Origin of the sequence: Pseudomonas putida, from assembly GCA_041071465.1 — a bacterium.
GTDB classification, from domain to species: domain Bacteria; phylum Pseudomonadota; class Gammaproteobacteria; order Pseudomonadales; family Pseudomonadaceae; genus Aquipseudomonas; species Aquipseudomonas putida_P.
On record CP163498.1, the window covers coordinates 1519714 to 1540511 of the forward strand.

Here is a 20798-nt window from a genome sequence, read left to right on the forward strand (position 1 = left end):
TCCAGCCCGCTGGCGATTCAGCGCGCTGAAGAGTTTCCGACGCAACTAGTTGGTGGTGGGGTACCAACGCGGGGTGTAGGCCCATACCCCGCCCGACAGACGAGGGAATACGCAGGTTGTAGAGGAGCCGACCAACACCATGGTGCGCATATCGACCATTTCTGGCTGCAGCTCGGCCAAGGTGACTACCTTCAGCGTCTGCCCCGGCCTACCGATGTCACGCCCAAGGACTACAGGCGTGCTCCCGTCGCGGTGCCGACGCACCACCTCCAGCGCCACCCCTAGCTGGTGCGGCCTGGCTTTGGAGATCGGGTTGTAGAACGCCAGCACCAGGTCGGCCTGAGCCGCCAGGTCCAGGCGCTTTTCGATGATCGACCAGGGCTTGAGGTTGTCCGACAGCGACATCACGCAGAAGTCATGCCCCAGCGGTGCTCCCGCCTGGGCGGCGGTTGCCAGCGAGGCCGACACCCCTGGCAGAATCTCAAGGTCCACGCGGTGCCAGGCGGGATCGCTGGACTCATGCAACGCTTCAAGCACCGCAGCGGCCATGGCGAACACGCCCGGGTCACCCGACGAAACCACCACCACCGAACGGCCCTGGGCCGCCAGCTCGAAGGCATGCCGGGCGCGCTGCATCTCTTCACGGTTGTCGGTGCAGTGCAGGATCTGGTCATCACGGAACGGCCCGGCCATGCGCACGTAGGTTTCGTAGCCGAGCACATCCTCAGCCTGTGCCAGTTCGGCCTTGACCGCCGGCACCATCAATTGCGCCGCACCTGGACCAAGGCCGATAACCGCCAGACGACCGCGACGGCGGCCGATTTGTGCTACATCGACCGGCGCAGGCGCCACCGCGATGACTACATCCCCATGCGTTATCAACTCGGCATTGGGCAATGCCGCAGCAACCATGCTGGCCACGTCGCCTGGGTTGCTGGCAAAGCGCAAGGCGACACCCAAGGTCTGCGCAGCCTCGTGCAAGGCACTGTCGGCCATGGCGCGCTCGTCCGCCAGCACGCAGGCTACCGATGGCTCGGCGATGCCGGCCTGCTGCAATGCCGCACGCATGCTGTGCAGGTTGCCACCGGCAACACCCACGACCACCGAGCGCGGGTGGATCAGCAGTTCGTCGCGGTTGGCCGGGCGCACCTGATGCCCCACATGGATGGTGCGCTGCGCCGCTTCGCTGGCGGGCAACTGCACCTGCTGCAACCACGGGGCGTCACCCTCGATGCGCACCGACTCACCTGCCAGCAAATCGGAAACGAAACGCTTGCCTTGCTCGATGTCCGCCAGTGCGTAACCTTGCGGCGGGTTCAACAGGCAAGTGCCGAAGCGCAGCTCACCACTGGTGGTAATGGCGGCGGCAACGCCCAGCGCTTCTGCGATTTCGCGCGCCATCAGGTTGACCCCACCGAGGCCACCGAGCAACGGCACTACCGCGCTGCCATCCTCGGCCACGGCCAGTACCGGCGGCTCGCTGCCCTTCTCGCTAAGCACGCTGGCCAGGCTGCGAATGACGATACCGGCAGCACACAGGGCAATGATCGGCATGTCCTGCTGGTACAGCCCGCGCAGGGTATCGCCGAACGCGGTGTACGACTGGTCTGCCCCTCGACACGCCCCTGCAGGCCATGGATTGTGGCCTGTGGGTAGCACTGCTGGATTCGCTGCGCGGTGGCCAGGCTACCCGGGCCAAGGATGACGATTGCCGGTGCCTTGTGCATGTTCAACCCTGCCATTTTTCCCCGGCACGATGATCAGCGAGAAGTACGGCGACGACTGCGGGTCGACCTGGTCCAGCGGCACGATCTTCTGGTTGGCCATGGTCGCCCGCTCCACATACAGCGCACGCCCGTCCAGGCCCAGTTCGGCCAGCACTTCGCGCACCTTGGGGAAATTGCGCCAAGCTTCATGATCACCGCTGCATCGGCATCGGCCAGGCGGCGCTTGAGCTCTTCGGCGGGCAACACACCAGACAATACCGACAGGCTCTGGTTGCGGTACACCAGCGGCGCGCCCAGTACCGAAGCACCACCAAGCATCGAGCAGACACCGGGGATCACTTCGGCCTCATAGCGCTGCGCCAGGCGGTCATGCAGGTACATGTAGGAGCCGTAGAAGAACGGGTCACCTTCGCAGATCACCGCCACGTCGCGGCCGGCATCCAGGTGCTCGGCCACTTGCACGCTGGCTTCGTCGTAGAAGTCGCTGATCACCTGCTCATAGGACAGCGGCGCCGGCAGGGCTTCGGTGGTTACCGGGTAGACCAGCGGCAGCAGGGTCTGCTCGGGCTGCAGGTGTGCTTCGATGATCCCAAAAGCGTTACCACGCTTGCCCTTGGCCACGAAGTAACCGACCACCGGCGCCTCGCGCAGCAGGCGCAAGGCCTTGAGGGTAATCAGTTCCGGGTCGCCAGGGCCCACGCCCAGGCCCAGCAGTCGTCCACGCGGCAGCATCATTCCACCTCCGTGGCCAGGGCGTTGACCGCGGCGGCAGCCATCGCGCTACCGCCCAGGCGGCCTTGCATGATCACGAACGGCACGCCGCGGCTGTCAGCGGCGAGCATGGCCTTGGACTCGGCAGCACCGACGAAACCGACCGGAAAGCCGAGGATCAGCGCAGGCTTGGGTGCGCCAGCATCGAGCATTTCCAATAGGTAGAACAGGGCGGTGGGGGCGTTGCCGATCACCACCACGCTGCCTTCCAGGTACGGCCGCCACAGCTCCAGGGCCACGGCGGAACGGGTGTTGCCGGCGTCTTTGGCCAAGCCCGGCACGCTGGGGTCGCGCAGGGTGCAAATGACTTTGTTGTCTGCTGGCAGCCGGGCCCGGGTAATGCCTTCGGCCACCATGTGCGCATCGCACAGGATCGGCGCGCCGTTGAGCAGCGCCTCTCGCCCGGCCCGTCCGGCACCTTCGGAAAACTGCAGGCCATCGATGGCGTCGACCATGCCGCAGGCGTGGATCACGCGCACGGCGAGCTTTTCCAGGTCGGCGGGGATCCGCTCAAGCTTGGCTTCCTCTCGGATGATCCGAAAGGAATTGCGATAGATCTCCTGACCATCGCGGATGTAGTCAATCATCAAGGTGCTCCGTCGGCAGGTCGAGCATGGCGCCTGCTTCATTCAAGGTAAGGTCGGTGGCGCGCAGGGCACCGAAGCCCGGCTGGCGCGCATCACGCAGGTACAGGTCGTAACGGCCCGGCGAACGGGCCAGCAGCGTGGCCGGGGCAACATGGGCCACGGCGCAGGAACGAGGGCAACCGGACAGGTGCACGCTGGCGGGCACGCCAGGGCCCAGCAGCGCGGCCAAGGCAACGGCGTCGGCCTTGGTCTCGCCAAGGGCCTTGGCGCAGCCGCTGGCACCGGTGCAGGCGCTGATGCGCGCCAGGGGTTCGTGGTCATGGCACAGCAAACCCAGCGCAGACAGTTCGGCTTGGGCTTGGTCGATGTGTTGTGCTTGCAGGTTGGTCAGCACCAGGCTTTGCCAGGGGCTCAGACGCAGGCTGCCATCGCCCAGTTCGCGGGCAATGCGCGCGGCACCACGCAGCATGGCGGGGGTCAGGCGGCCTTGCGGCGGGGCCACGCCAAGGGCAACACCGTGCGTCTGGGGCAGCGTGCCCAACCACGAGGCGCGGTGCTCTTCACGGCGCCATCCGAGCACGGCGGCATCACGGCGGATATCCAGGCCCAGCCCGTCGACGAAATCAGTTGCCGAGTGCACTTCAAGCAACTGGCGCATGCGCGACTGCGTCGGGGTTGCCAGGTCGAGGAAGCGTTCCAGCACTGCGCGCACCAGCGCCAGGCCCTGCGCCAGCGGCACCGCGCCGAGCACTTTGCCGTCCGCCGGGCAGCCCGCCAAACCAAACGCCAGCCAGGTCTGCTGCAGCAGGCGTAGGGGCGATAGCCACAAGTCATGGGGGTGCTCAAGCATGGCCAGGCGTTCGCCAGCATCCAGTTGCACGGCGAACTTGGCCGACAACTGGTGAAAGCGCGGGGTGCCTTCCAGCAGGTCGAGGATCTGCCCGGCCAGCGGCCGCGCGTCCAGCAGCATTGCCGGGTCATGCCCGGCCAGCGGGCTGAGCATCAGGTTGCGCACATCGTCACCGGCCGCCTCGCGCGGGCCCAGGCCGGCTGCGAGCAGGGTCTCGACCAAAGCACGATGCTCGCTGCCAATGCCGCGGATCTGCAGGTTGCCACGGTTGGTGGCCTCGATCACACCACCGGCAAAACGCTCAGCTGCCGCCGCTACCGCTTCGGCCTGCTCGGCCAGCAGCAGGCCGCCAGGCAGCTTGATGCGGCAGATGCCGCCATCACGGGCACTGACGATGCGCCACAACCCCGGGCAGGCCGAGGGGCGAGACGAAACGTTGGGGGCATGGGCCTGCGTCAAAGGGGTATCCGGCAATCTGTGAAAATGCGCTTGAGTGTAGAAGGCGCGGTATTATGCCTGCTTTGTCCGGCGGCATGAAAAGCCGGTGGTCGAGCACCGTTCGAGTTTTAGCTGAAATGTTGGGGCTGCCATGCAGCTCCAACATATTGAAGAGGTACACATGGCACCCTGGCTGACAGTAGTAGGCATCGGCGAAGACGGCTTCAGTGGCCTGGGCAAACAGGCCCGGCGTGCGCTGTTGGGCGCTGCGCAGATCTTCGGCAGCCCACGCCAGCTGGCCCTGCTACCGCGCTGCGTGCCCGGCGAGCGGCTGGGCTGGCCAAGCCCGTTTTCGCTGGCCCCGGTGCTGGCCCTGCGTGGCGAGCCCGTGTGCGTACTGGCCAGCGGCGACCCGATGTTCTACGGCGTCGGTGCCAGCCTTGCACGCCAGGTACCCGCCGATGAAATGCGCGTACTGTCGATGCCCACCTCCTGCGCACTGGCCGCCGCCCGCCTGGGCTGGCCGCTGCAGGATGTGCAGGTGGTGTCTCTGGTAGCCCGCCCCCTGGCGGCGCTCAATGCTCACCTGCACAGCGGCGTACGTTTGCTGGTGCTGAGCAACGACGGCGACAGCCCGGCGGCCATTGCCACGCTGCTGCGCGAGCGTGGCTACGGGCCAAGCCGCCTGCGTGTGTTCGAACACCTGGGAGGCCCGCACGAACGTGTGTTGGCCGGCACCGCCCAAGACTGGCCACACGCCGATATCGCAGCGCTCAACCTGGTGGCCATCGAATGCCTGGCCACGCCCGAAGCGCCGCGTCTGCACCGGCTGGCCGGGCTGCCGGACAGCGCCTTCCGGCATGACGGCCAACTGACCAAACGCGATGTCCGCGCCATCACCCTGGCGCGCCTGGCGCCGCAGCCCGGTGAACTGCTGTGGGACGTGGGCGCGGGCTGCGGCTCGATCGGCATCGAATGGATGCGCGCCCACCCGGCCTGCCGCGCGCTGGCCATCGAGGCCGACGAAGGCCGCCAAGGCTTCATCGAACATAACCGCGATGCATTGGGTGTACCCGGCCTGCAGCTGGTGCGCGGCAAGGTCCCAGCGGCACTGCAAGGCCTGGAACGCCCGGATGCGATCTTCATCGGCGGCGGCGTCACCCGCGAGGGTGTGCTTGACCTGTGCTGGGCCAGCCTGCGCCCCGGTGGCCGGCTGGTAGCCAACGCGGTAACCCTGCAAAGCGAACTGGCCCTGGCGTCTTTTCGCGAGCAGCACGGTGGTGAGCTGACCCGCATCCATGTCGCCCACGCCCAGCCCTTGGGTGCGTTCGACACCTGGCGCCAGGCGCTGCCGATCACCCTGCTGGATGTGGTGAAGCCCGCCGATGCGTGAAGAGACCCGCGAACAGCCCGCGCCCCTGCGCAGCGGCCTGACCACCGGCAGCTGCGCCACCGCCACCAGCCTGGCGGCCGCTCGCTTGCTGCTGAGCGGCGAAACCAGCGATGCCGTCAGCATTACCTTGCCCAAGGGCAAGGTGGTGCAGATGCGCCTGGAGTTCTGCCGATTAGCCGGCGAAAGCGCCGAAGCCGGCACACTCAAGGACGCTGGCGACGACCCGGACGTGACCCACGGCGCCCTGCTCTACAGCCAGGTGCGCTTGCTGGACGAGCCAAGCATCCGCTTTGTCGCCGGCAGCGGTGTCGGCACCGTGACCCGGCCGGGGCTGGTGCTTGCGGTGGGTGAGCCGGCCATCAACCCGGTGCCGCGCCGCATGATCAGCGAGCACCTGCAACGCCTGGCCGACGAATGCGGCTACTTCGGCGGCTTCGAGGTCACGGTCAACGTGCAGGGCGGCGAACAGCTGGCACTCAAGACCATGAACCCGCGCCTGGGCATCCTCGGCGGGCTGTCGATCCTCGGCACCAGCGGCATCGTGCGGCCGTTCTCCTGTGCGGCCTATATCGCCTCGATCCACCAAGGTATCGACGTGGCCCACACCAACGGCTACACGCATATCGCCGCCTGCACTGGCAACGCCAGCGAAGACACCATGCGCCGGGTCTACGGCCTGCCGGAAATCGCCCTGATCGAAATGGGCGACTTTGTCGGCGCGGTGCTCAAGCACCTGCGCAAGGTGCCGGTGCCGCGCCTGACCCTGTGTGGTGGTTTTGGCAAGATCAGCAAACTGGCCGCCGGGCACATGGACCTGCACAGCCGCCATTCCAGCATCGATCTGCCGCAACTGGCGGGCTGGGCCGCAGACATTGGTGCTGACGCAGCGCTGCAGGCCGCCATCATCGGCGCCAACACTAGCCAGCAAGCGCTCGCGCTGGCGCATGCGGCCGGCATTGCCCTCGGGGACGCGGTATGCGCCCACGCCCTGGCGTTCGCCCGCAGCGTGGTGCCGGCGCAGGTGCAAGTGGAAGTGTTCGCCATCGACCGCCAAGGCGGTATCGTTGGCCGGGCAGGTGTGCAATGACTGCGCGCATCCTGCTGCTGGGCGGTGTCACTGAAGCCCTGGCCATCGCTCGTCGCCTCGGCCCGCAGCATGTCTACAGCCTGGCCGGTATCGGCCGCGTACCGCAGGACCTGCAATGCCAGGTACGGGTCGGCGGCTTTGGCGGCGCCGAGGGCTTGGCCAACTACCTGCGCGAGGCGTGTATCACCCTACTGGTCGATGCCACCCACCCCTACGCTGCACAGATCAGCCGCAATGCTGCCAGCGCTGCGCGTAGCGCCGGCGTCACGTGCTGGGCCTTGCGCCGCCCGGCCTGGCAAGCGCAAGCGGGGACGACTGGCGTGAGGTCGAGGACTGGGCGGGGCTGAGAGAGGCACTCAAGCCGTTCCGCAGGCCTCTGTTCACGCTAGGCCGCGAGCCGTTGCAACACCTGGACGAGATTCCGCCGGAGCAGTTCTGGACGTTGCGAGCGCTGGAAGCCTGCCCAGGCAATGAGCGCTGCGAAGTGATCGGTGCACGCGGGCCGTTCCATATCGAGGATGAACGGGCATTGTTCCAGCGTCGCAGCATCGATGTGCTGATCAGCAAGAACAGCGGCAGCGTGGCGACCGAACCAAAGCTGGAGGTAGCACGGGAGCTGGGCGTACCGGTGTTGGTACTGAAGCGGCCAGCTTTACCGGATGTGGACCGCGCTTTCGAATCACCCTCAGACCTGGCTGCAGCGCTCGACCTGTAATCTCAAACTACGTACGGCGGCGGTCCTACAACCATTTCGGATCTTTCTGGCAACTTGTCAAATGGCGCTGCATCACTGTCCTCCCTTAAACTCAACACCCCTCCCCCGCAAGGTTTCACCCATATGGAAATGCAATGGTGGATCTGGCTGGTCTTCGGCATCGCGCTGATCCTGCTCGAACTGGTCCTGCCGACGTTCTTCATCCTCTGGTTCGGCATCGGTGCCGTGTTGGTCTCGCTGATCTCGCTCGCTGCTCCCAGCCTGCAACTGGACATGCAGGTGCTGCTGTGGGTACTGCTGTCATCAGTCACCACGGCGCTCTGGTTCAAGCTGTTCCGACGCAAGCAGCCAGATGTGCGCTGGACCGCCGACAGCGTGATCGGCGAAGTGGGCCTGCTGACCGCTGGGGTGTCGGAGTTCCACAAAGGCCGTGTGCGTTTCCAGAAGCCGATTCTCGGCAACGAAGAATGGACCTGCATCGCTGACAGCGAAATCCCGGCCGGCGAACGGGTGCGCCTGACCGCCATCGAGGGGAACACCGCCCGCGTCGTCCGGGCCTGAATCCGCAAAAAAAGGAATTAAAGCACCATGACCAGCCTCATCGTCGTCGGCGCCATCGCCCTGTTCGTCCTGATCACCGTGTTCAAAGGGGTGCGCATCGTGCCCCAAGGCGAGGAATGGATCGTCGAGCGCCTGGGCCGCTATCACAGCACGCTCAAACCGGGCCTGAACATTCTCATCCCGTACATGGACGTGGTCGCCTACCGCCTGCCGACCAAGGACATCATCCTCGATGTGCAACAGCAGGAAATCATCACCAGGGACAACGCCGTAATCGTCGCCAACGCCCTGTGCTTCGCCAAGGTGGTCGACCCGCAGAAAGCCTCGTATGGCGTGCAGAATTTCTCGTTCGCTGTCACCAGCCTGACGATGACCTCGCTGCGCGCCATCGTCGGCGCCATGGACCTGGACGAAGCGTTGTCCAGCCGCGAGCAGATCAAGGCCCGCCTGCGCGAGGCAATGTCCGAGCAGACCGAAGACTGGGGCGTTACCGTGCGTTCGGTGGAAATCCAGGACATCAAGCCTTCGGAAAACATGCAACTGGCCATGGAACGCCAGGCCGCCGCCGAGCGTGAGCGCAAGGCCGATGTAACCCGCGCCGAAGGTGCCAAGCAGGCAGCGATCCTTGAAGCCGAAGCACGCCTGCAGGCAGCCAGGCTGGATGCAGAGGCGCAGATCAGCCTGGCCGAGGCCTCGGCGCGGGCGATTTCGCTGGTCAAGGAAGCGGTGGGCAACGAGACCGTGCCGGCCATGTACCTGCTGGGCGAGCGCTATATCGGGGCCATGGAGAACCTGGCGGGCAGCAACAATGCCAAGGTGGTGGTGTTGCCGGCGGACCTGCAAGAGACCGTGCGCGGGTTGATGGGCCGTAACAAGGCTTGAGATTGTCGGGGGCGCTTTGCGCCCCATCGCGACACAAGGCCGCTCCTACAGGGACCGCTGCCCAACGGTACGCGGTCCTTGTGGGAGCGGCCTTGTGTCGCGATGGGCTGCGCAGCAGCCCCGTTACCCGACCACCTGCGTCACTTCACCGCACCCCGTCATTTTTACCTATACTCCGCCTTACAATACCCACCACGATTCCTGACCGGATCTCTCCATGCCCCCACGTCGGCACATTGCCTGGATAGCCTGCCTTGCAGTGCTGTTCAACCTGCTGGCCATGCCGCTGTCCTCTGCTGCGCCCAAGGGCCCGGCCGAACAGCTGCTGTGGGGGGCTTTCTGTTCCAGCATGGCCAACAAGGCCAACGTCGATGTCCAGGCCCTGGCCAAGATCGACCTCGGCCCGCAAAGCGACGACAGCGCCAGCATGATGAATTGCTGGTGCTGCTCTGGCGCCGCGCCGCTGCTGGCCCTGCCCGGCTACCCGCCACAGTTGCACAACCCGCCGACACTGCTCGCCGGCCTGTTGCCGCCGCCTGCCAAGTACCAACCCACGCCGCGCCAACTCTGGCCTGCGCTAAACCCCCGTGCCTCTCCGCTGGCCTGAGTTCATCACGCTGTCTGCCTGAACCTGAACAGAAACGGAGATTCACCATGCTCAAGCACGCCCTCGTCATGGCCGCCCTGCTGCTGCCTGGCGCCTTTGCCAATGCCCACGAATACAGCGTGGGTGACCTGCACATTGCCCACCCCTGGTCGCTGCAGCTGCCACCCAACGCGCCCAACGTCGCCGCGTATTTCGTGGTGCACAACAATGGCCAGGCCGACGACCGCCTGCTCAGTGTCGACAGCCCCATCAGCGATGACGCGCAACTGCACGAACATGCCATGAGCGCCAGCGGCGCCATGAAGATGCAACAGGTGCCCAGCGTGGTGGTGCCTGCCGGCAAGGACCTGACCTTCGCCCCCAGCGCCTACCATGTGATGCTGATGCAGCCCAAGGACCGCAGCCTGCTCACGGATGGCAAACGCTTCCCGTTGACCCTGCATTTCGAAAAGGCCGGCGACATCACCGTCGAAGTGGCTGTGCAGAAGCAGGCGCCAGCGGACCAGCCGCAAGCCCACGAACACGCGCACTGACACCTGCTGACAGGCACTCGCCATGAGCCTGCCGCGCAACAGCATCAGCCGTACCACCCGCCCTGACCGCAGGCGCGCCGGTGGCGGATGGCTGAGCCTGTTCGCCATGTGGATGATCTTCATCGGCCCGCTGATTTCCCAGTCGATGCCGATGGACCACCACGCCGGCATGAGCATGCCAATGGACATGCCGATGGCGGCTGCCCATCAGCATGGCGGCGACAGCCATCACGGCCATGGCGGCGATGGCCAACTGCACGTGATGTGGGAAAAGTGCGGTTACTGCAGCCTGTTGTTCAATTGCCCGGCCCTGCCCCAGGCCCTCAGCCCGCTCAGTGCCGGCAGCGTAATCCCCACCAGCCATCTGCTTGCGCCAACGCACCAAGGCCATGCCCGGCAGGCTGTATTCCCCGGTGCGCGCAGCCGCGCCCCGCCTTCCTCGATCAGCGTCTGAACCCACATTTTGCGCACGGAGCCAGGAGGCTTCGCGCTAACTCATGACTGATCGACTGGAATCATTATGTCCGGCTGCACCCCTGTTTTTGCCTTGTCCCTGCGTGGGACTCTCGCCGCCGTGTGCGGCTCGCTGCTCGCGCCCGTGGCCCTGGCCGCCGACCCTGGCCATGAAGGCCATGCGCACGACGCACCCGAGCTGAGCCCGACGGTGATCACCGCCGTGGCCCCAAGCTCGCCACTGACCGTGGTCACCAACCCGAAAGACCCGCGCCAGCCAGTGCCGGCCAGCGACGGCGCCGACTACCTGAAGACCATCCCCGGCTTCTCGGCGATCCGTGCCGGTGGCACCAACGGTGACCCGGTATTGCGCGGCATGTTCGGCTCGCGCCTGAACATCCTCACCAATGGCGGCCTGATGCTCGGTGCCTGCCCCAATCGCATGGACGCACCCACGTCCTACATCTCGCCGGAAACCTACGACCGCCTGACCGTCATCAAAGGCCCGCAAAGCGTGATCTGGGGCCCGGGCGGCTCGGCAGGTACCATCCTTTTCGAGCGCGAACCGGAGAAGTTCGGCACCCTCGGCAGCCGGGTCAACGCCAGCCTGCTGGCCGGCTCCAACGGCCGTTTCGACAAGGTGCTGGATGCCGCTGCCGGTAACAGCCAGGCCTATGCCCGCTTTGTCGGCAACCAGTCACGCTCGGACGATTACCACGACGGCAACGACGACACCGTGCCATCGCGCTGGGAAAAGTGGAACGGCGATGTCGCCCTAGGCTGGACTCCCGACCAGGACACCTTGCTGGAACTCACGGCCGGCAAGGGCGATGGCGAGGCCCGCTACGCCGGGCGTGGCATGGACGGCTCGCAGTTCAAGCGCGAAAGCCTGGGCCTGCGCTTTGAAAAGTCCAACCTCGGCGAAGTGCTCGACAAGGTCGAGGCGCAGGTCTACTACAACTACGCCGACCATGTGATGGACAACTACAGCCTGCGTACCCCGTCGGGCAGCGGCATGATGGGCATGCCGATGGTCAGCAACGTCGACCGGCGCACCCTGGGCGCACGCATCAAAGCCACCTGGCGCTGGGCCGATGTGCAGCTGATCAGCGGCATCGACGCGCAAACCAACGAACATCGCCAGCGTGGCGGCATGGGTGTGGACGCACACAAGGGCCAGGCCTGGACCAAGGACGCCGACTTCCACAACTACGGCGCTTTCAGCGAACTGACCTGGTATGTCAGCGGTGAAGACCGGCTGATTACCGGCGCCCGCCTGGACCGCGCCTCAGCCCGTGACTTCCGTAAAGGCAGCGCCACCGAAGGCGATACCCGCGCCGACACCCTGCCCAGCGGTTTTATCCGCTACGAGCACGACCTGGCAGCCCTCCCGGCCACCACTTACATTGGCCTCGGCCATGCCCAGCGCTTCCCTGACTACTGGGAGCTGTTCTCGCCCAAGCTGGCACCGCCTGGGGCGGCCAACGCCTTCGACGGCATCAAGCCAGAGAAGACCACCCAACTCGACTTCGGCATCCAGTACCGCACCGAACGCCTGGAGGCCTGGGCGTCGGGCTATGTCGGGCAGATCCGCGACTACATCCTGTTCGACTACCGCACCGGCATGATGGGCATGAGCACTTCCCGGGCACAGAACATCGACGCCCGCATCATGGGCGGCGAACTGGGCGCGGCCTACCTGCTGACCGAAAACTGGAAGGCCGACGCCACGCTGGCCTACGCTTGGGGCAAGAACAGCAGTGATGGCAAAGCGCTACCCCAAATGCCACCACTGGAAAGCCGTCTGGGCTTGACCTACAGCCGCGATGTGTGGAGCGTCGGCGCACTGTGGCGGCTGGTGGCGGCGCAAAACCGCATTGCCGAGAACCAAGGCAACGTGGTCGGCAAGGACTACGACAAGAGCGCCGGCTTCGGCGTGTTCTCGCTCAACGGCGCCTACAAGGTGAACAACAACCTCAAGCTCAGCGCAGGGGTCGACAACCTGTTCGACAAAACCTACGCCGAGCACTTGAACCTGGCCGGGAACGCCGGGTTCGGCTACCCGGCTACCGATCCTCAGCCGGTCAACGAGCCAGGCAGGACCTTCTGGACCAAGGTCGATTTCAGCTTCTGACAACAACAACGGGCGCAGCTTCGGTTGCGCCCATCAGCTGGTCAAACAGGAGGTTCCCATGAGAGGAACACGCAGCAATTTCTATAACCTGGCCTGGCGTTGGCACTTCTATGCGGGGCTGTTCGTGGCCCCGTTCATGATCCTGTTGGCGATCACCGGGATCATCTACCTGTTCAAGCCGCAGCTCGACCCGCTGCTGTACCGCGACTTGATGGTGGTCGAAGCCGGCCACCACCGGCAGGGCGCGGACATGATGCTGGCCGAAGTACGCCAGGCTTACCCCAAGGGCCATGTCGGCCAGTACCTGCCGCCACTGAGCGCCGAGCGCAGTGCACAGTTCGTGGTGCATGACGGCGGGCGCGAACTGAACGTTTTCGTCGACCCCTACAACGGCAAGGTCCTCGGTGAGCAGGACGGCAAGCAGAACCTGCAGGCCATCGCCCGTGCGCTGCATGGTGAACTGATGGTCGGCACGCTCGGCGACCGCCTGGTGGAACTGGCCGCCGGCTGGGGCATCGTGCTGGTGGTGTCGGGCCTGTACCTGTGGTGGCCACGCGGACGCAATGGCGCTGGCGTGCTGTGGCCCCGGTTCAGTGCGCGCGGCCGCTTGTTCTGGCGCGACCTGCATGCGGTAACTGGCTTCTGGGGTTCGGCCCTGTTGTTGCTGATGCTGGTCAGCGGCATGACCTGGACCGGCCTGTGGGGCAAGCAGTATGCCGATTTGTGGAACCGCTTCCCGGCCGCCATGTGGAACGACGTGCCCAAGTCGGACCAACAGGCGGGTGAGCTGAACAACGCACACCGCCAAACCGTGCCCTGGGCGATGGAAAACACGCCAATGCCGCAGTCTGGCGCACACGCCGAACACGCCGGCCACTCCATGATGTCAGACATGCCCGCAGCGCCTCAGGTGAGCGTGCAGCAGGTCGAGGACATCGCCACTTCGCGCCAGGTCGAGCCGGGCTACAGCATCACCCTGCCCACCACTGCCGACGGGGTGTTCACCATTGCCGTGTTCGCCGACGACCCGCGCAACGACGCTACCTTGCATGTCGATCAATACACCGCCAAGGTTCTGGCCGATGTGCGCTGGCAGGACTACAGCCCGGTCGCCCGCGCCACCGAGATGGGCGTGATGCTGCATGAAGGCAAGATGTTCGGGGCGTTCAACCAGGTCGTCATACTGCTGGTGTGCCTGATGATTCTGCTGGGCTCGGTGAGCGGCCTGGTGATGTGGTGGAAGCGCCGGCCAGCCGGTGGGCTGGGCGTGCCGCCGCTGCGTCATGACCTGCCGCGCTGGAAGACGGCGGTGGGGGTAATGCTGGTGCTGGGGGTGATGTTCCCGCTGGTGGGGGTATCGATGGTGGTGATGTGGGTTGTCGATAGCCTGGTGGTAAGGCGCCGTCGGATGCTGGTTCAGGCTTGAGATTGCCGGGGGCGCTTTGCGCCCCTTTCGCGACACAAGGCCGCTCCTACAGGAATGCGCGATCATTGTAGGAGCGGCCTTGTGTCGCGAAAGGGCTGCACAGCAGCCCACAGCTGCCACCCAAAAGTAGAGTCGATCTGTCGCGCCCTGAACTGGAACGCGCGTGTTAGCCTAGCCGGCTACCTCAGACAAGAAGACCGACCTTACAAGGGAATGCAGCCTATGACGCAAACCTCACACTCAACGCCAGATGAACAGCATCTGCAGCGCAACCTGACCAACCGCCACATCCAGCTGATCGCCATCGGCGGCGCGATCGGTACCGGCCTGTTCATGGGCTCGGGCAAAACCATCAGCCTGGCCGGGCCGTCGATCATCTTCGTCTACATGATCATCGGCTTCATGCTGTTCTTCGTCATGCGCGCCATGGGCGAACTGCTGCTGTCGAACCTGAACTACAAGTCGTTCATCGACTTCTCCGCCGACCTGCTCGGCCCCTGGGCCGGCTATTTCACCGGCTGGACCTACTGGTTCTGCTGGGTGGTCACCGGCATCGCCGACGTGGTCGCCATCGCCGCCTACACACAGTTCTGGTTTCCCGACTTGCCACAGTGGATACCGGCGCTGACCTGCGTCGGGCTGCTGCTGTCGCTGAACCTGGTGACGGTGAAAATGTTCGGCGAGCTGGAATTCTGGTTCGCCCTGGTCAAGATCGTCGCCATCCTTGGCCTGGTCGCGACTGGCCTGTACATGGTGATCACCGGCTTCACCTCGCCCAGCGGGCGCACCGCACAGCTGGCCAACCTGTGGAATGACAGCGGCATGTTCCCCCATGGCCTGATGGGCTTCTTCGCCGGTTTCCAGATCGCGGTGTTCGCCTTCGTCGGCATCGAGCTGGTGGGTACCACCGCCGCCGAAGCGAAGAACCCGGAGCGCACCCTGCCGCGGGCGATCAACTCGATCCCGATCCGCATCATCGTGTTCTATGTGCTGGCGCTGATCGCGATCATGGCCGTGACCCCATGGCGCGACGTGGTGCCAGGCAAGAGCCCGTTCGTCGAACTGTTCGTGCTGGCGGGCCTGCCGGCAGCGGCGAGCATCATCAACTTCGTGGTACTGACCTCGGCGGCCTCGTCGGCCAACAGCGGCGTGTTCTCCACCAGCCGCATGCTCTACGGCCTGAGCCAGGAGGGTGATGCGCCCAAGGCCTTCGAGAAGCTGTCGAGCCGCTCGGTACCGGCCAACGGCCTGTACTTCTCCTGCACCTGCCTGCTGCTGGGCGCGGTACTGATCTACCTGGTACCGGACGTGGTCGAGGCGTTCACCCTGGTGACCACGGTGTCGGCGGTGCTGTTCATGTTCGTCTGGACGCTGATCCTGCTGTCGTACCTGAAGTACCGCAAAAACCGCGCAGCGCTGCACCAGGCGTCGAAGTACAAGATGCCCGGCGGGCGCTTCATGTGCTACGTGTGCCTGGTGTTCTTCGCCGGCATCCTGGTGCTGCTGAGCCTGGAGGCCGACACCCGCTCGGCGCTGGTAGTGACGCCGATCTGGTTCATGATTCTGGCGGTGACGTATCAGTTCGTGCGCAGCAGACGCCATCCACGCACGGCTGTGCGTAACGGCTGATGGCCTCGGGGGCCGCTATGCGGCCCCAATCCTGTGCACACAAATATTCCAGGCACCAAGCTGGACCTCGCCAACGCCCCATCACCTCGCACAACCCTTCTATTACGCCAGTTTCGCCACTAGGCACACCCCTTGCAACGCCCCTCCCCGCTGCCCAACACCCTAAAAGAACTCAGCGGAGAGAGCACATGAAGCGTCGCAGTCTGATCAAGGCTTTTACCCTCAGCGCATCGATTGCGGCGATGGGCCTGAGCTGGAGCATCCAGGCCGCCGAGACCATCAAGGTTGGCATCCTGCATTCGCTGTCGGGGACCATGGCCATTTCCGAGACCTCGCTCAAGGACATGGCGCTGATGACCATCGACGAGATCAACGCCAAGGGTGGCGTGAACGGCAAGATGCTCGAGCCGGTAGTGGTCGACCCAGCCTCCAACTGGCCGCTGTTCGCTGAAAAGAGCCGTCAGTTGCTGACCCAGGACAAGGTCGCCGTGGTGTTCGGCTGCTGGACCTCGGTGTCGCGCAAGTCAGTGCTGCCGGTGTTCGAAGAGCTCAACGGCCTGCTGTTCTACCCGGTGCAGTACGAAGGTGAAGAGATGTCGCCGAACGTGTTCTACACCGGCGCCGCGCCCAACCAGCAGGCGATTCCGGCCGTGGAATATTTGATGAGCGAGGACGGCGGTAGCGCCAAACGCTTCTTCCTGCTGGGCACCGACTACGTCTACCCGCGCACCACCAACAAGATTCTGCGCGCCTTCCTGCATAGCAAGGGTGTGGCCGACAAGGATATCGAAGAGGTGTACACGCCGTTCGGCCACGCCGATTACCAGACCATCGTCGCCAACATCAAGAAGTTCTCCGCCGGTGGCAAGACGGCGGTCATTTCCACGGTCAACGGCGACTCCAACGTGCCGTTCTACAAGGAGCTGGCCAACCAGGGCCTGAAGGCTACCGACGTGCCAGTGGTGGCCTTCTCGGTGGGCGAAGAGGAGCTGCGCGGCATCGACACCAAGCCACTGGTGGGCCACCTGGCGGCGTGGAACTACTTCGAATCGGTGGATAACCCGGTGAACCAGAAGTTCGTCGCCGACTGGAAGGCCTATGCCAAAGCCAAGGGCCTGCCGGGTGCCGACAAGGCCGTAACCAACGACCCGATGGAAGCCACCTATGTGGGCATCCACATGTGGGCGCAAGCAGTGGAAAAAGCCAAGTCCACCGACGTCGACAAGGTGCGTGAGGCGCTGGCCGGGCAGAGCTTCAAGGCGCCCTCGGGCTTCACCCTGACCATGGACAAGACCAACCACCACCTGCACAAGCCGGTGATGATCGGCGAGATCCAGGATGACGGGCAGTTCAGCGTGGTGTGGGAAACCGAGCAGCCGCTGCGGGCGCAGCCATGGAGCCCGTTCATCCCAGGCAACGACAAGCGCCCGGACTATGCAGTGAAAGGTAACTGAGCACTGGGGCCGCCATGCGGCCCCATCGCGAGCCAGCTCGCTCCTACAAATGAAGTGCTTCCCCTGTAGGAGCGAGCTGGCTCGCGATGTATCCACCGCCGATCTCCAGGATTACCCGCATGCTCAGACTCCTGCTCACCCTGCTCCTGCTACTGCCGCTGGCAACCCAGGCCAGCGAGGGCGAATTCTTCCTTACCGCCAAGCCCGCCGAGCAAGCCCGTCTGCTCGAAGGCTGGGCGGCGCAACCAGATGCCGCGCGCCTGCCACTGCTGAATGAACTGCGCCAAGGCCGCATCGCCGCCGATGACACCCGCAAGTTACGCCTGAACAACCGCCTGCGCGGCCTGATCGACAACGCCCTGGCCAGCCACCAGTTGCTCAGCGACAACAGCGACACCCGCCTGGCCGCCGCCCAACACCTGCAAAAAAGCGCACAACCGGCGCAGATGGCCTTCCTCGACCGGCGCTTCGCCGCCGAGCCGGACGCCGCCGTCCACGCCGCCCTGGGCCTGGCCCTGGCCAACCTGCAACTGGGCGCCAGCGAACCCGCCGTTCGCCTGGCCGCCGTGCGCCTGCTGGGTGAAACCGGCGACCCGCTGGCCCGCACCCGCCTCGAAGCGCTGCTGCAACCGGATGCGGAAGCCGATGCCGGCGTACGCACCGCCGCCGAAACCAGCCTGGCCCAGGTCAAGCGCAAGCTGCTGGTCGGCGAACTGCTCGGCCAGGCATTCAGTGGCCTTTCGTTGGGTTCGATCCTGCTGCTGGCGGCGCTCGGCCTGGCGATCACCTTTGGCCTGCTCGGGGTGATCAACATGGCCCACGGCGAGATGCTGATGCTCGGCGCGTACAGCACCTACATGGTCCAGGTGCTGCTGCAGCGCTACGCCCAGGCGCCATTGAGTTCTACCCGCTGATCGCCCTGCCGGTGGCCTTCGCGGTCAGTGCCGGTGTGGGCATGGCGCTGGAGCGCGCGGTCATCCGCCACCTGTACGGCCGCCCACTGGAAACCCTGCTGGCTACCTGGGGCATCAGCCTGATCCTGATCCAGGCCATTCGCCTGCTGTTCGGCGCGCAGAACGTCGAGGTGAGCAACCCGGCCTGGCTGTCCGGCGGTATCCAACTGCTGCCCAACCTGGTGCTGCCGTACAACCGCCTGGTGATCATCGGTTTCGCCCTGGCCGTGGTCCTGCTCACCTGGCTGCTGCTCAACCGCACGCGGCTGGGCCTGAACGTGCGCGCAGTCACCCAGAACCGCAACATGGCGGCTTGCTGCGGGGTGTCCACCGGGCGCGTCGACATGCTCGCCTTTGGCCTGGGTTCTGGCATCGCCGGGCTCGGCGGCGTAGCCCTGAGCCAGGTCGGCAACGTCGGCCCCGATCTGGGCCAAAGCTACATCATCGATTCGTTCCTGGTGGTGGTGCTGGGCGGCGTGGGGCAACTGGCCGGCAGCCTGTGGGCCGCCTTCGGCCTTGGCATCGCCAACAAGCTGCTGGAGCCGCAGATCGGTGCCGTGCTCGGCAAGATCCTCATCCTTGCGTTGATCATTCTGTTCATCCAGAAGCGTCCGCAAGGCCTGTTCGCCCTCAAGGGACGGGTAATCGACTGATGAACCAGCCACTGCTTGTCACCGCTACGCAAAAGGCCGGGCCACGCCTGACCCTGGCCATCGGCGCCGTCGTCGTGCTGCTGCTCGTCGCCCTGCCGCTGCTCTCGCTGCTGCCGGCGGACCATGCCCTGCAGGTGTCGGCCTACACCCTGACCCTGGTCGGCAAGATCCTCTGTTACGCCATCGTCGCCCTGGCCCTGGACCTGGTCTGGGGCTATGCCGGGCTGCTGTCGCTGGGCCATGGCCTGTTCTTCGCCCTGGGCGGCTATGCCATGGGCATGTACCTGATGCGCCAGGCGGCCGGCGACGGCCTGCCGGGGTTCATGACCTTTCTGTCGTGGACCGAGCTGCCGTGGTACTGGGCCGGCACCCAGCATTTTGCCTGGGCCCTGTGCCTGGTGGTGCTGGCACCGGGGCTGCTGGCGCTGGTGTTCGGCTGGTTCGCCTTCCGCTCGCGGATCAAGGGCGTGTACTTCTCGATCATGACCCAAGCCCTGACCTTCGCCGGCATGCTGCTGTTCTTCCGCAACGAAACCGGTTTTGGCGGCAACAACGGGTTTACCAACTTCCGCACCATCCTCGGCTTCGACATTACCGCGCAAGGCACTCGCGCGGTGCTGTTCCTGCTCACGGTCGGCCTTTTGCTGGCCAGCTTGTACCTGTGCTGGCGCCTGACCCGCAGCAAGTTCGGCCGCCTGCTCACGGCGGTGCGCGATGCCGAAAACCGCATGATGTTCTGCGGCTACGACCCACGCGGCTTCAAGCTGCTGGTGTGGGTCCTGAGCGCCGTGCTGTGCGGCCTGGCCGGGGCGTTGTATGTGCCACAGGTGGGCATCATCAACCCCAGCGAAATGTCGCCGACCAACTCCATCGAAGCCGCCGTGTGGGTGGCCTTGGGCGGGCGCGGCACGCTGATCGGCCCGTTGCTCGGCGCCGGCCTGGTCAATGGCATGAAAAGCTGGTTCACCGTGGCCTTCCCGGAGTTCTGGCTGTTCTTCCTGGGCGCACTGTTCATTCTTGTCACCCTGTACCTGCCCAAGGGCGTGGTCGGCCTGTTGAAGAAAAGGAGCCAGCCATGAGAGGCGTGCCCCCGGTTCACCCGGAATTCATGTTGGAGCCGGTGTTCGACCACCTCGGCGCCGGTCGCGACGCCATCGGCCTGGGCCAAAGCCGCAAGGCTGGCCTCGACACCCGCCACGGCACGGTGCTGAGCCTTGAAGACATCAGCGTCAGCTTCGATGGTTTCAAGGCGCTCAACGCGCTGAACCTGTACATCGGTGTGGGCGAGCTGCGCTGCATCATCGGTCCCAACGGCGCCGGCAAGACTACGATGATGGACGTGATCACCGGCAAGACTCGCCCTGACACCGGCAGCGCTTTCTTTGGCGACACCCTCGACCTGACCCGCATGAGCGAATACCAGATCGCCCAGGCCGGCATTGGCCGCAAGTTCCAGAAGCCCACGGTATTCGAGGCGCTGACAGCGTTCGAAAACCTGGAGCTGGCGCTGAAGGCCGACAAGTCGGTATGGGCCAGCCTGGCAGCGCGGCTGAGCGGCGAGCAACGCCAGCGCATCGAAGAGGTGCTGAGCACCTTGCGCCTGCTGCCCCTGGCCCAGCGCCAGGCTGGCTTGCTGTCGCACGGACAGAAGCAGTTTCTGGAGATAGGCATGCTGCTGGTGCAGGAGCCGAAGTTGCTATTGCTGGATGAACCGGTGGCGGGCATGACCGATGCCGAGACCGAGTTCACCGCCGAGTTGTTCAAGGGCCTGGCTGGCACGCATTCGTTGATGGTGGTGGAGCATGACATGGGCTTTGTCGGCAGCATCGCCGACCATGTCACGGTGCTGCACCAGGGCAGTGTGCTGGCAGAAGGGTCGCTGGAGCAGGTGCAGGCGGATGAGCGGGTGGTCGAGGTGTATCTGGGCCGATGATCAATCGAGGAC

At 65.1% G+C, this 20798-nt stretch carries 15 protein-coding genes and 4 pseudogenes; 15 read left to right on the top strand and 4 right to left on the bottom strand.

Annotated elements, in window-relative coordinates; genetic code table 11:
• Window positions 1-45: 45 nt before the first annotated feature.
• From cobJ to cobG, 4 genes and pseudogenes are all read right to left on the bottom strand, one after another.
• Window positions 46-1742, bottom strand: a pseudogene (gene cobJ / locus AB5975_07085) (precorrin-3B C(17)-methyltransferase).
• A pseudogene (locus AB5975_07090) lies at window positions 1687-2459 on the bottom strand (precorrin-2 C(20)-methyltransferase). Before AB5975_07090 ends, cobJ begins: the two co-directional pseudogenes overlap by 56 nt.
• Window positions 2459-3085 (bottom strand): precorrin-8X methylmutase, encoded by a 627-nt coding sequence (locus AB5975_07095; protein ID XDR21611.1) that lies wholly within the window; start codon window positions 3083-3085, stop codon window positions 2459-2461. The pseudogene AB5975_07090 and the gene AB5975_07095 overlap by 1 nt, the downstream one beginning before the upstream one ends.
• The gene (gene cobG / locus AB5975_07100) at window positions 3078-4409 is read right to left on the bottom strand and encodes a precorrin-3B synthase (GenBank protein ID XDR21612.1); all 1332 of its coding nucleotides are present in this window, start codon (window positions 4407-4409) and stop codon (window positions 3078-3080) included. Before cobG ends, AB5975_07095 begins: the two co-directional genes overlap by 8 nt.
• A gap of 145 nt (window positions 4410-4554) precedes the next feature.
• Here cobG and cbiE point away from each other — a divergent pair, with 145 nt between their 5' ends.
• The 15 genes and pseudogenes from cbiE to urtD all read left to right on the top strand — a co-directional run bounded on the left by cbiE (window position 4555) and on the right by urtD (window position 20786).
• A complete protein-coding gene (gene cbiE, locus AB5975_07105) occupies window positions 4555-5766 on the top strand; it encodes a precorrin-6y C5,15-methyltransferase (decarboxylating) subunit CbiE (GenBank protein ID XDR21613.1) in 1212 nt (403 codons plus the stop codon).
• Entirely contained in the window at window positions 5759-6853 is a 1095-nt protein-coding gene (locus tag AB5975_07110; GenBank protein ID XDR21614.1) for a cobalt-precorrin-5B (C(1))-methyltransferase, read from the top strand. Before cbiE ends, AB5975_07110 begins: the two co-directional genes overlap by 8 nt.
• Window positions 6850-7568: pseudogene (locus AB5975_07115) on the top strand (cobalt-precorrin-6A reductase). The gene AB5975_07110 and the pseudogene AB5975_07115 overlap by 4 nt, the downstream one beginning before the upstream one ends.
• Before the next feature lie 123 nt (window positions 7569-7691).
• Window positions 7692-8129 (top strand): NfeD family protein, encoded by a 438-nt coding sequence (locus AB5975_07120; GenBank protein XDR21615.1) that lies wholly within the window; start codon window positions 7692-7694, stop codon window positions 8127-8129.
• Between the two features lie 27 nt (window positions 8130-8156).
• A complete protein-coding gene (locus AB5975_07125) occupies window positions 8157-9011 on the top strand; it encodes an SPFH domain-containing protein (GenBank protein ID XDR21616.1) in 855 nt (284 codons plus the stop codon).
• A 217-nt stretch (window positions 9012-9228) separates the two neighbouring features.
• Window positions 9229-9618: a DUF2946 domain-containing protein gene (locus AB5975_07130; GenBank protein XDR21617.1), complete on the top strand. Its 390-nt coding sequence runs from the start codon at window positions 9229-9231 to the stop codon at window positions 9616-9618.
• A gap of 47 nt (window positions 9619-9665) precedes the next feature.
• Window positions 9666-10151: a copper chaperone PCu(A)C gene (locus tag AB5975_07135; GenBank protein XDR21618.1), complete on the top strand. Its 486-nt coding sequence runs from the start codon at window positions 9666-9668 to the stop codon at window positions 10149-10151.
• Window positions 10152-10173: 22 nt separating this feature from the next.
• The gene (locus AB5975_07140) at window positions 10174-10605 is read left to right on the top strand and encodes a DUF2946 domain-containing protein (protein ID XDR21619.1); all 432 of its coding nucleotides are present in this window, start codon (window positions 10174-10176) and stop codon (window positions 10603-10605) included.
• 66 nt (window positions 10606-10671) lie between these two features.
• A complete protein-coding gene (locus AB5975_07145) occupies window positions 10672-12738 on the top strand; it encodes a TonB-dependent copper receptor (protein ID XDR21620.1) in 2067 nt (688 codons plus the stop codon).
• Between the two features lie 58 nt (window positions 12739-12796).
• Window positions 12797-14164: a PepSY-associated TM helix domain-containing protein gene (locus AB5975_07150; GenBank protein ID XDR21621.1), complete on the top strand. Its 1368-nt coding sequence runs from the start codon at window positions 12797-12799 to the stop codon at window positions 14162-14164.
• A 222-nt stretch (window positions 14165-14386) separates the two neighbouring features.
• Window positions 14387-15793 (top strand): D-serine/D-alanine/glycine transporter, encoded by a 1407-nt coding sequence (gene cycA, locus AB5975_07155; protein XDR21622.1) that lies wholly within the window; start codon window positions 14387-14389, stop codon window positions 15791-15793.
• A gap of 188 nt (window positions 15794-15981) precedes the next feature.
• Entirely contained in the window at window positions 15982-17247 is a 1266-nt protein-coding gene (gene urtA / locus AB5975_07160) for an urea ABC transporter substrate-binding protein (protein ID XDR21623.1), read from the top strand.
• Between the two features lie 119 nt (window positions 17248-17366).
• Window positions 17367-18853 (top strand): annotated as a pseudogene (gene urtB / locus AB5975_07165) (urea ABC transporter permease subunit UrtB).
• The gene (gene urtC, locus AB5975_07170) at window positions 18853-19932 is read left to right on the top strand and encodes an urea ABC transporter permease subunit UrtC (GenBank protein ID XDR21624.1); all 1080 of its coding nucleotides are present in this window, start codon (window positions 18853-18855) and stop codon (window positions 19930-19932) included. Before urtB ends, urtC begins: the two are co-directional and overlap by 1 nt.
• A complete protein-coding gene (gene urtD / locus AB5975_07175) occupies window positions 19929-20786 on the top strand; it encodes an urea ABC transporter ATP-binding protein UrtD (protein XDR21625.1) in 858 nt (285 codons plus the stop codon). Before urtC ends, urtD begins: the two co-directional genes overlap by 4 nt.
• Window positions 20787-20798 lie beyond the last annotated feature (12 nt).

Excerpts from the sequence above, each read along its gene's own strand:
- AB5975_07095 (XDR21611.1), bottom strand. The coding sequence starts at position 3,085 with ATGATTGACTACATCCGCGATGGTCAGGAGATCTATCGCAATTCCTTT.
- cbiE (XDR21613.1), top strand. The coding sequence starts at position 4,555 with ATGGCACCCTGGCTGACAGTAGTAGGCATCGGCGAAGACGGCTTCAGT.
- AB5975_07110 (XDR21614.1), top strand. The coding sequence starts at position 5,759 with ATGCGTGAAGAGACCCGCGAACAGCCCGCGCCCCTGCGCAGCGGCCTG.
- AB5975_07120 (XDR21615.1), top strand. The coding sequence starts at position 7,692 with ATGGAAATGCAATGGTGGATCTGGCTGGTCTTCGGCATCGCGCTGATC.
- AB5975_07125 (XDR21616.1), top strand. The coding sequence starts at position 8,157 with ATGACCAGCCTCATCGTCGTCGGCGCCATCGCCCTGTTCGTCCTGATC.
- AB5975_07130 (XDR21617.1), top strand. The coding sequence starts at position 9,229 with ATGCCCCCACGTCGGCACATTGCCTGGATAGCCTGCCTTGCAGTGCTG.
- AB5975_07135 (XDR21618.1), top strand. The coding sequence starts at position 9,666 with ATGCTCAAGCACGCCCTCGTCATGGCCGCCCTGCTGCTGCCTGGCGCC.
- AB5975_07140 (XDR21619.1), top strand. The coding sequence starts at position 10,174 with ATGAGCCTGCCGCGCAACAGCATCAGCCGTACCACCCGCCCTGACCGC.
- AB5975_07145 (XDR21620.1), top strand. The coding sequence starts at position 10,672 with ATGTCCGGCTGCACCCCTGTTTTTGCCTTGTCCCTGCGTGGGACTCTC.
- AB5975_07150 (XDR21621.1), top strand. The coding sequence starts at position 12,797 with ATGAGAGGAACACGCAGCAATTTCTATAACCTGGCCTGGCGTTGGCAC.
- cycA (XDR21622.1), top strand. The coding sequence starts at position 14,387 with ATGACGCAAACCTCACACTCAACGCCAGATGAACAGCATCTGCAGCGC.
- urtA (XDR21623.1), top strand. The coding sequence starts at position 15,982 with ATGAAGCGTCGCAGTCTGATCAAGGCTTTTACCCTCAGCGCATCGATT.
- urtC (XDR21624.1), top strand. The coding sequence starts at position 18,853 with ATGAACCAGCCACTGCTTGTCACCGCTACGCAAAAGGCCGGGCCACGC.
- urtD (XDR21625.1), top strand. The coding sequence starts at position 19,929 with ATGAGAGGCGTGCCCCCGGTTCACCCGGAATTCATGTTGGAGCCGGTG.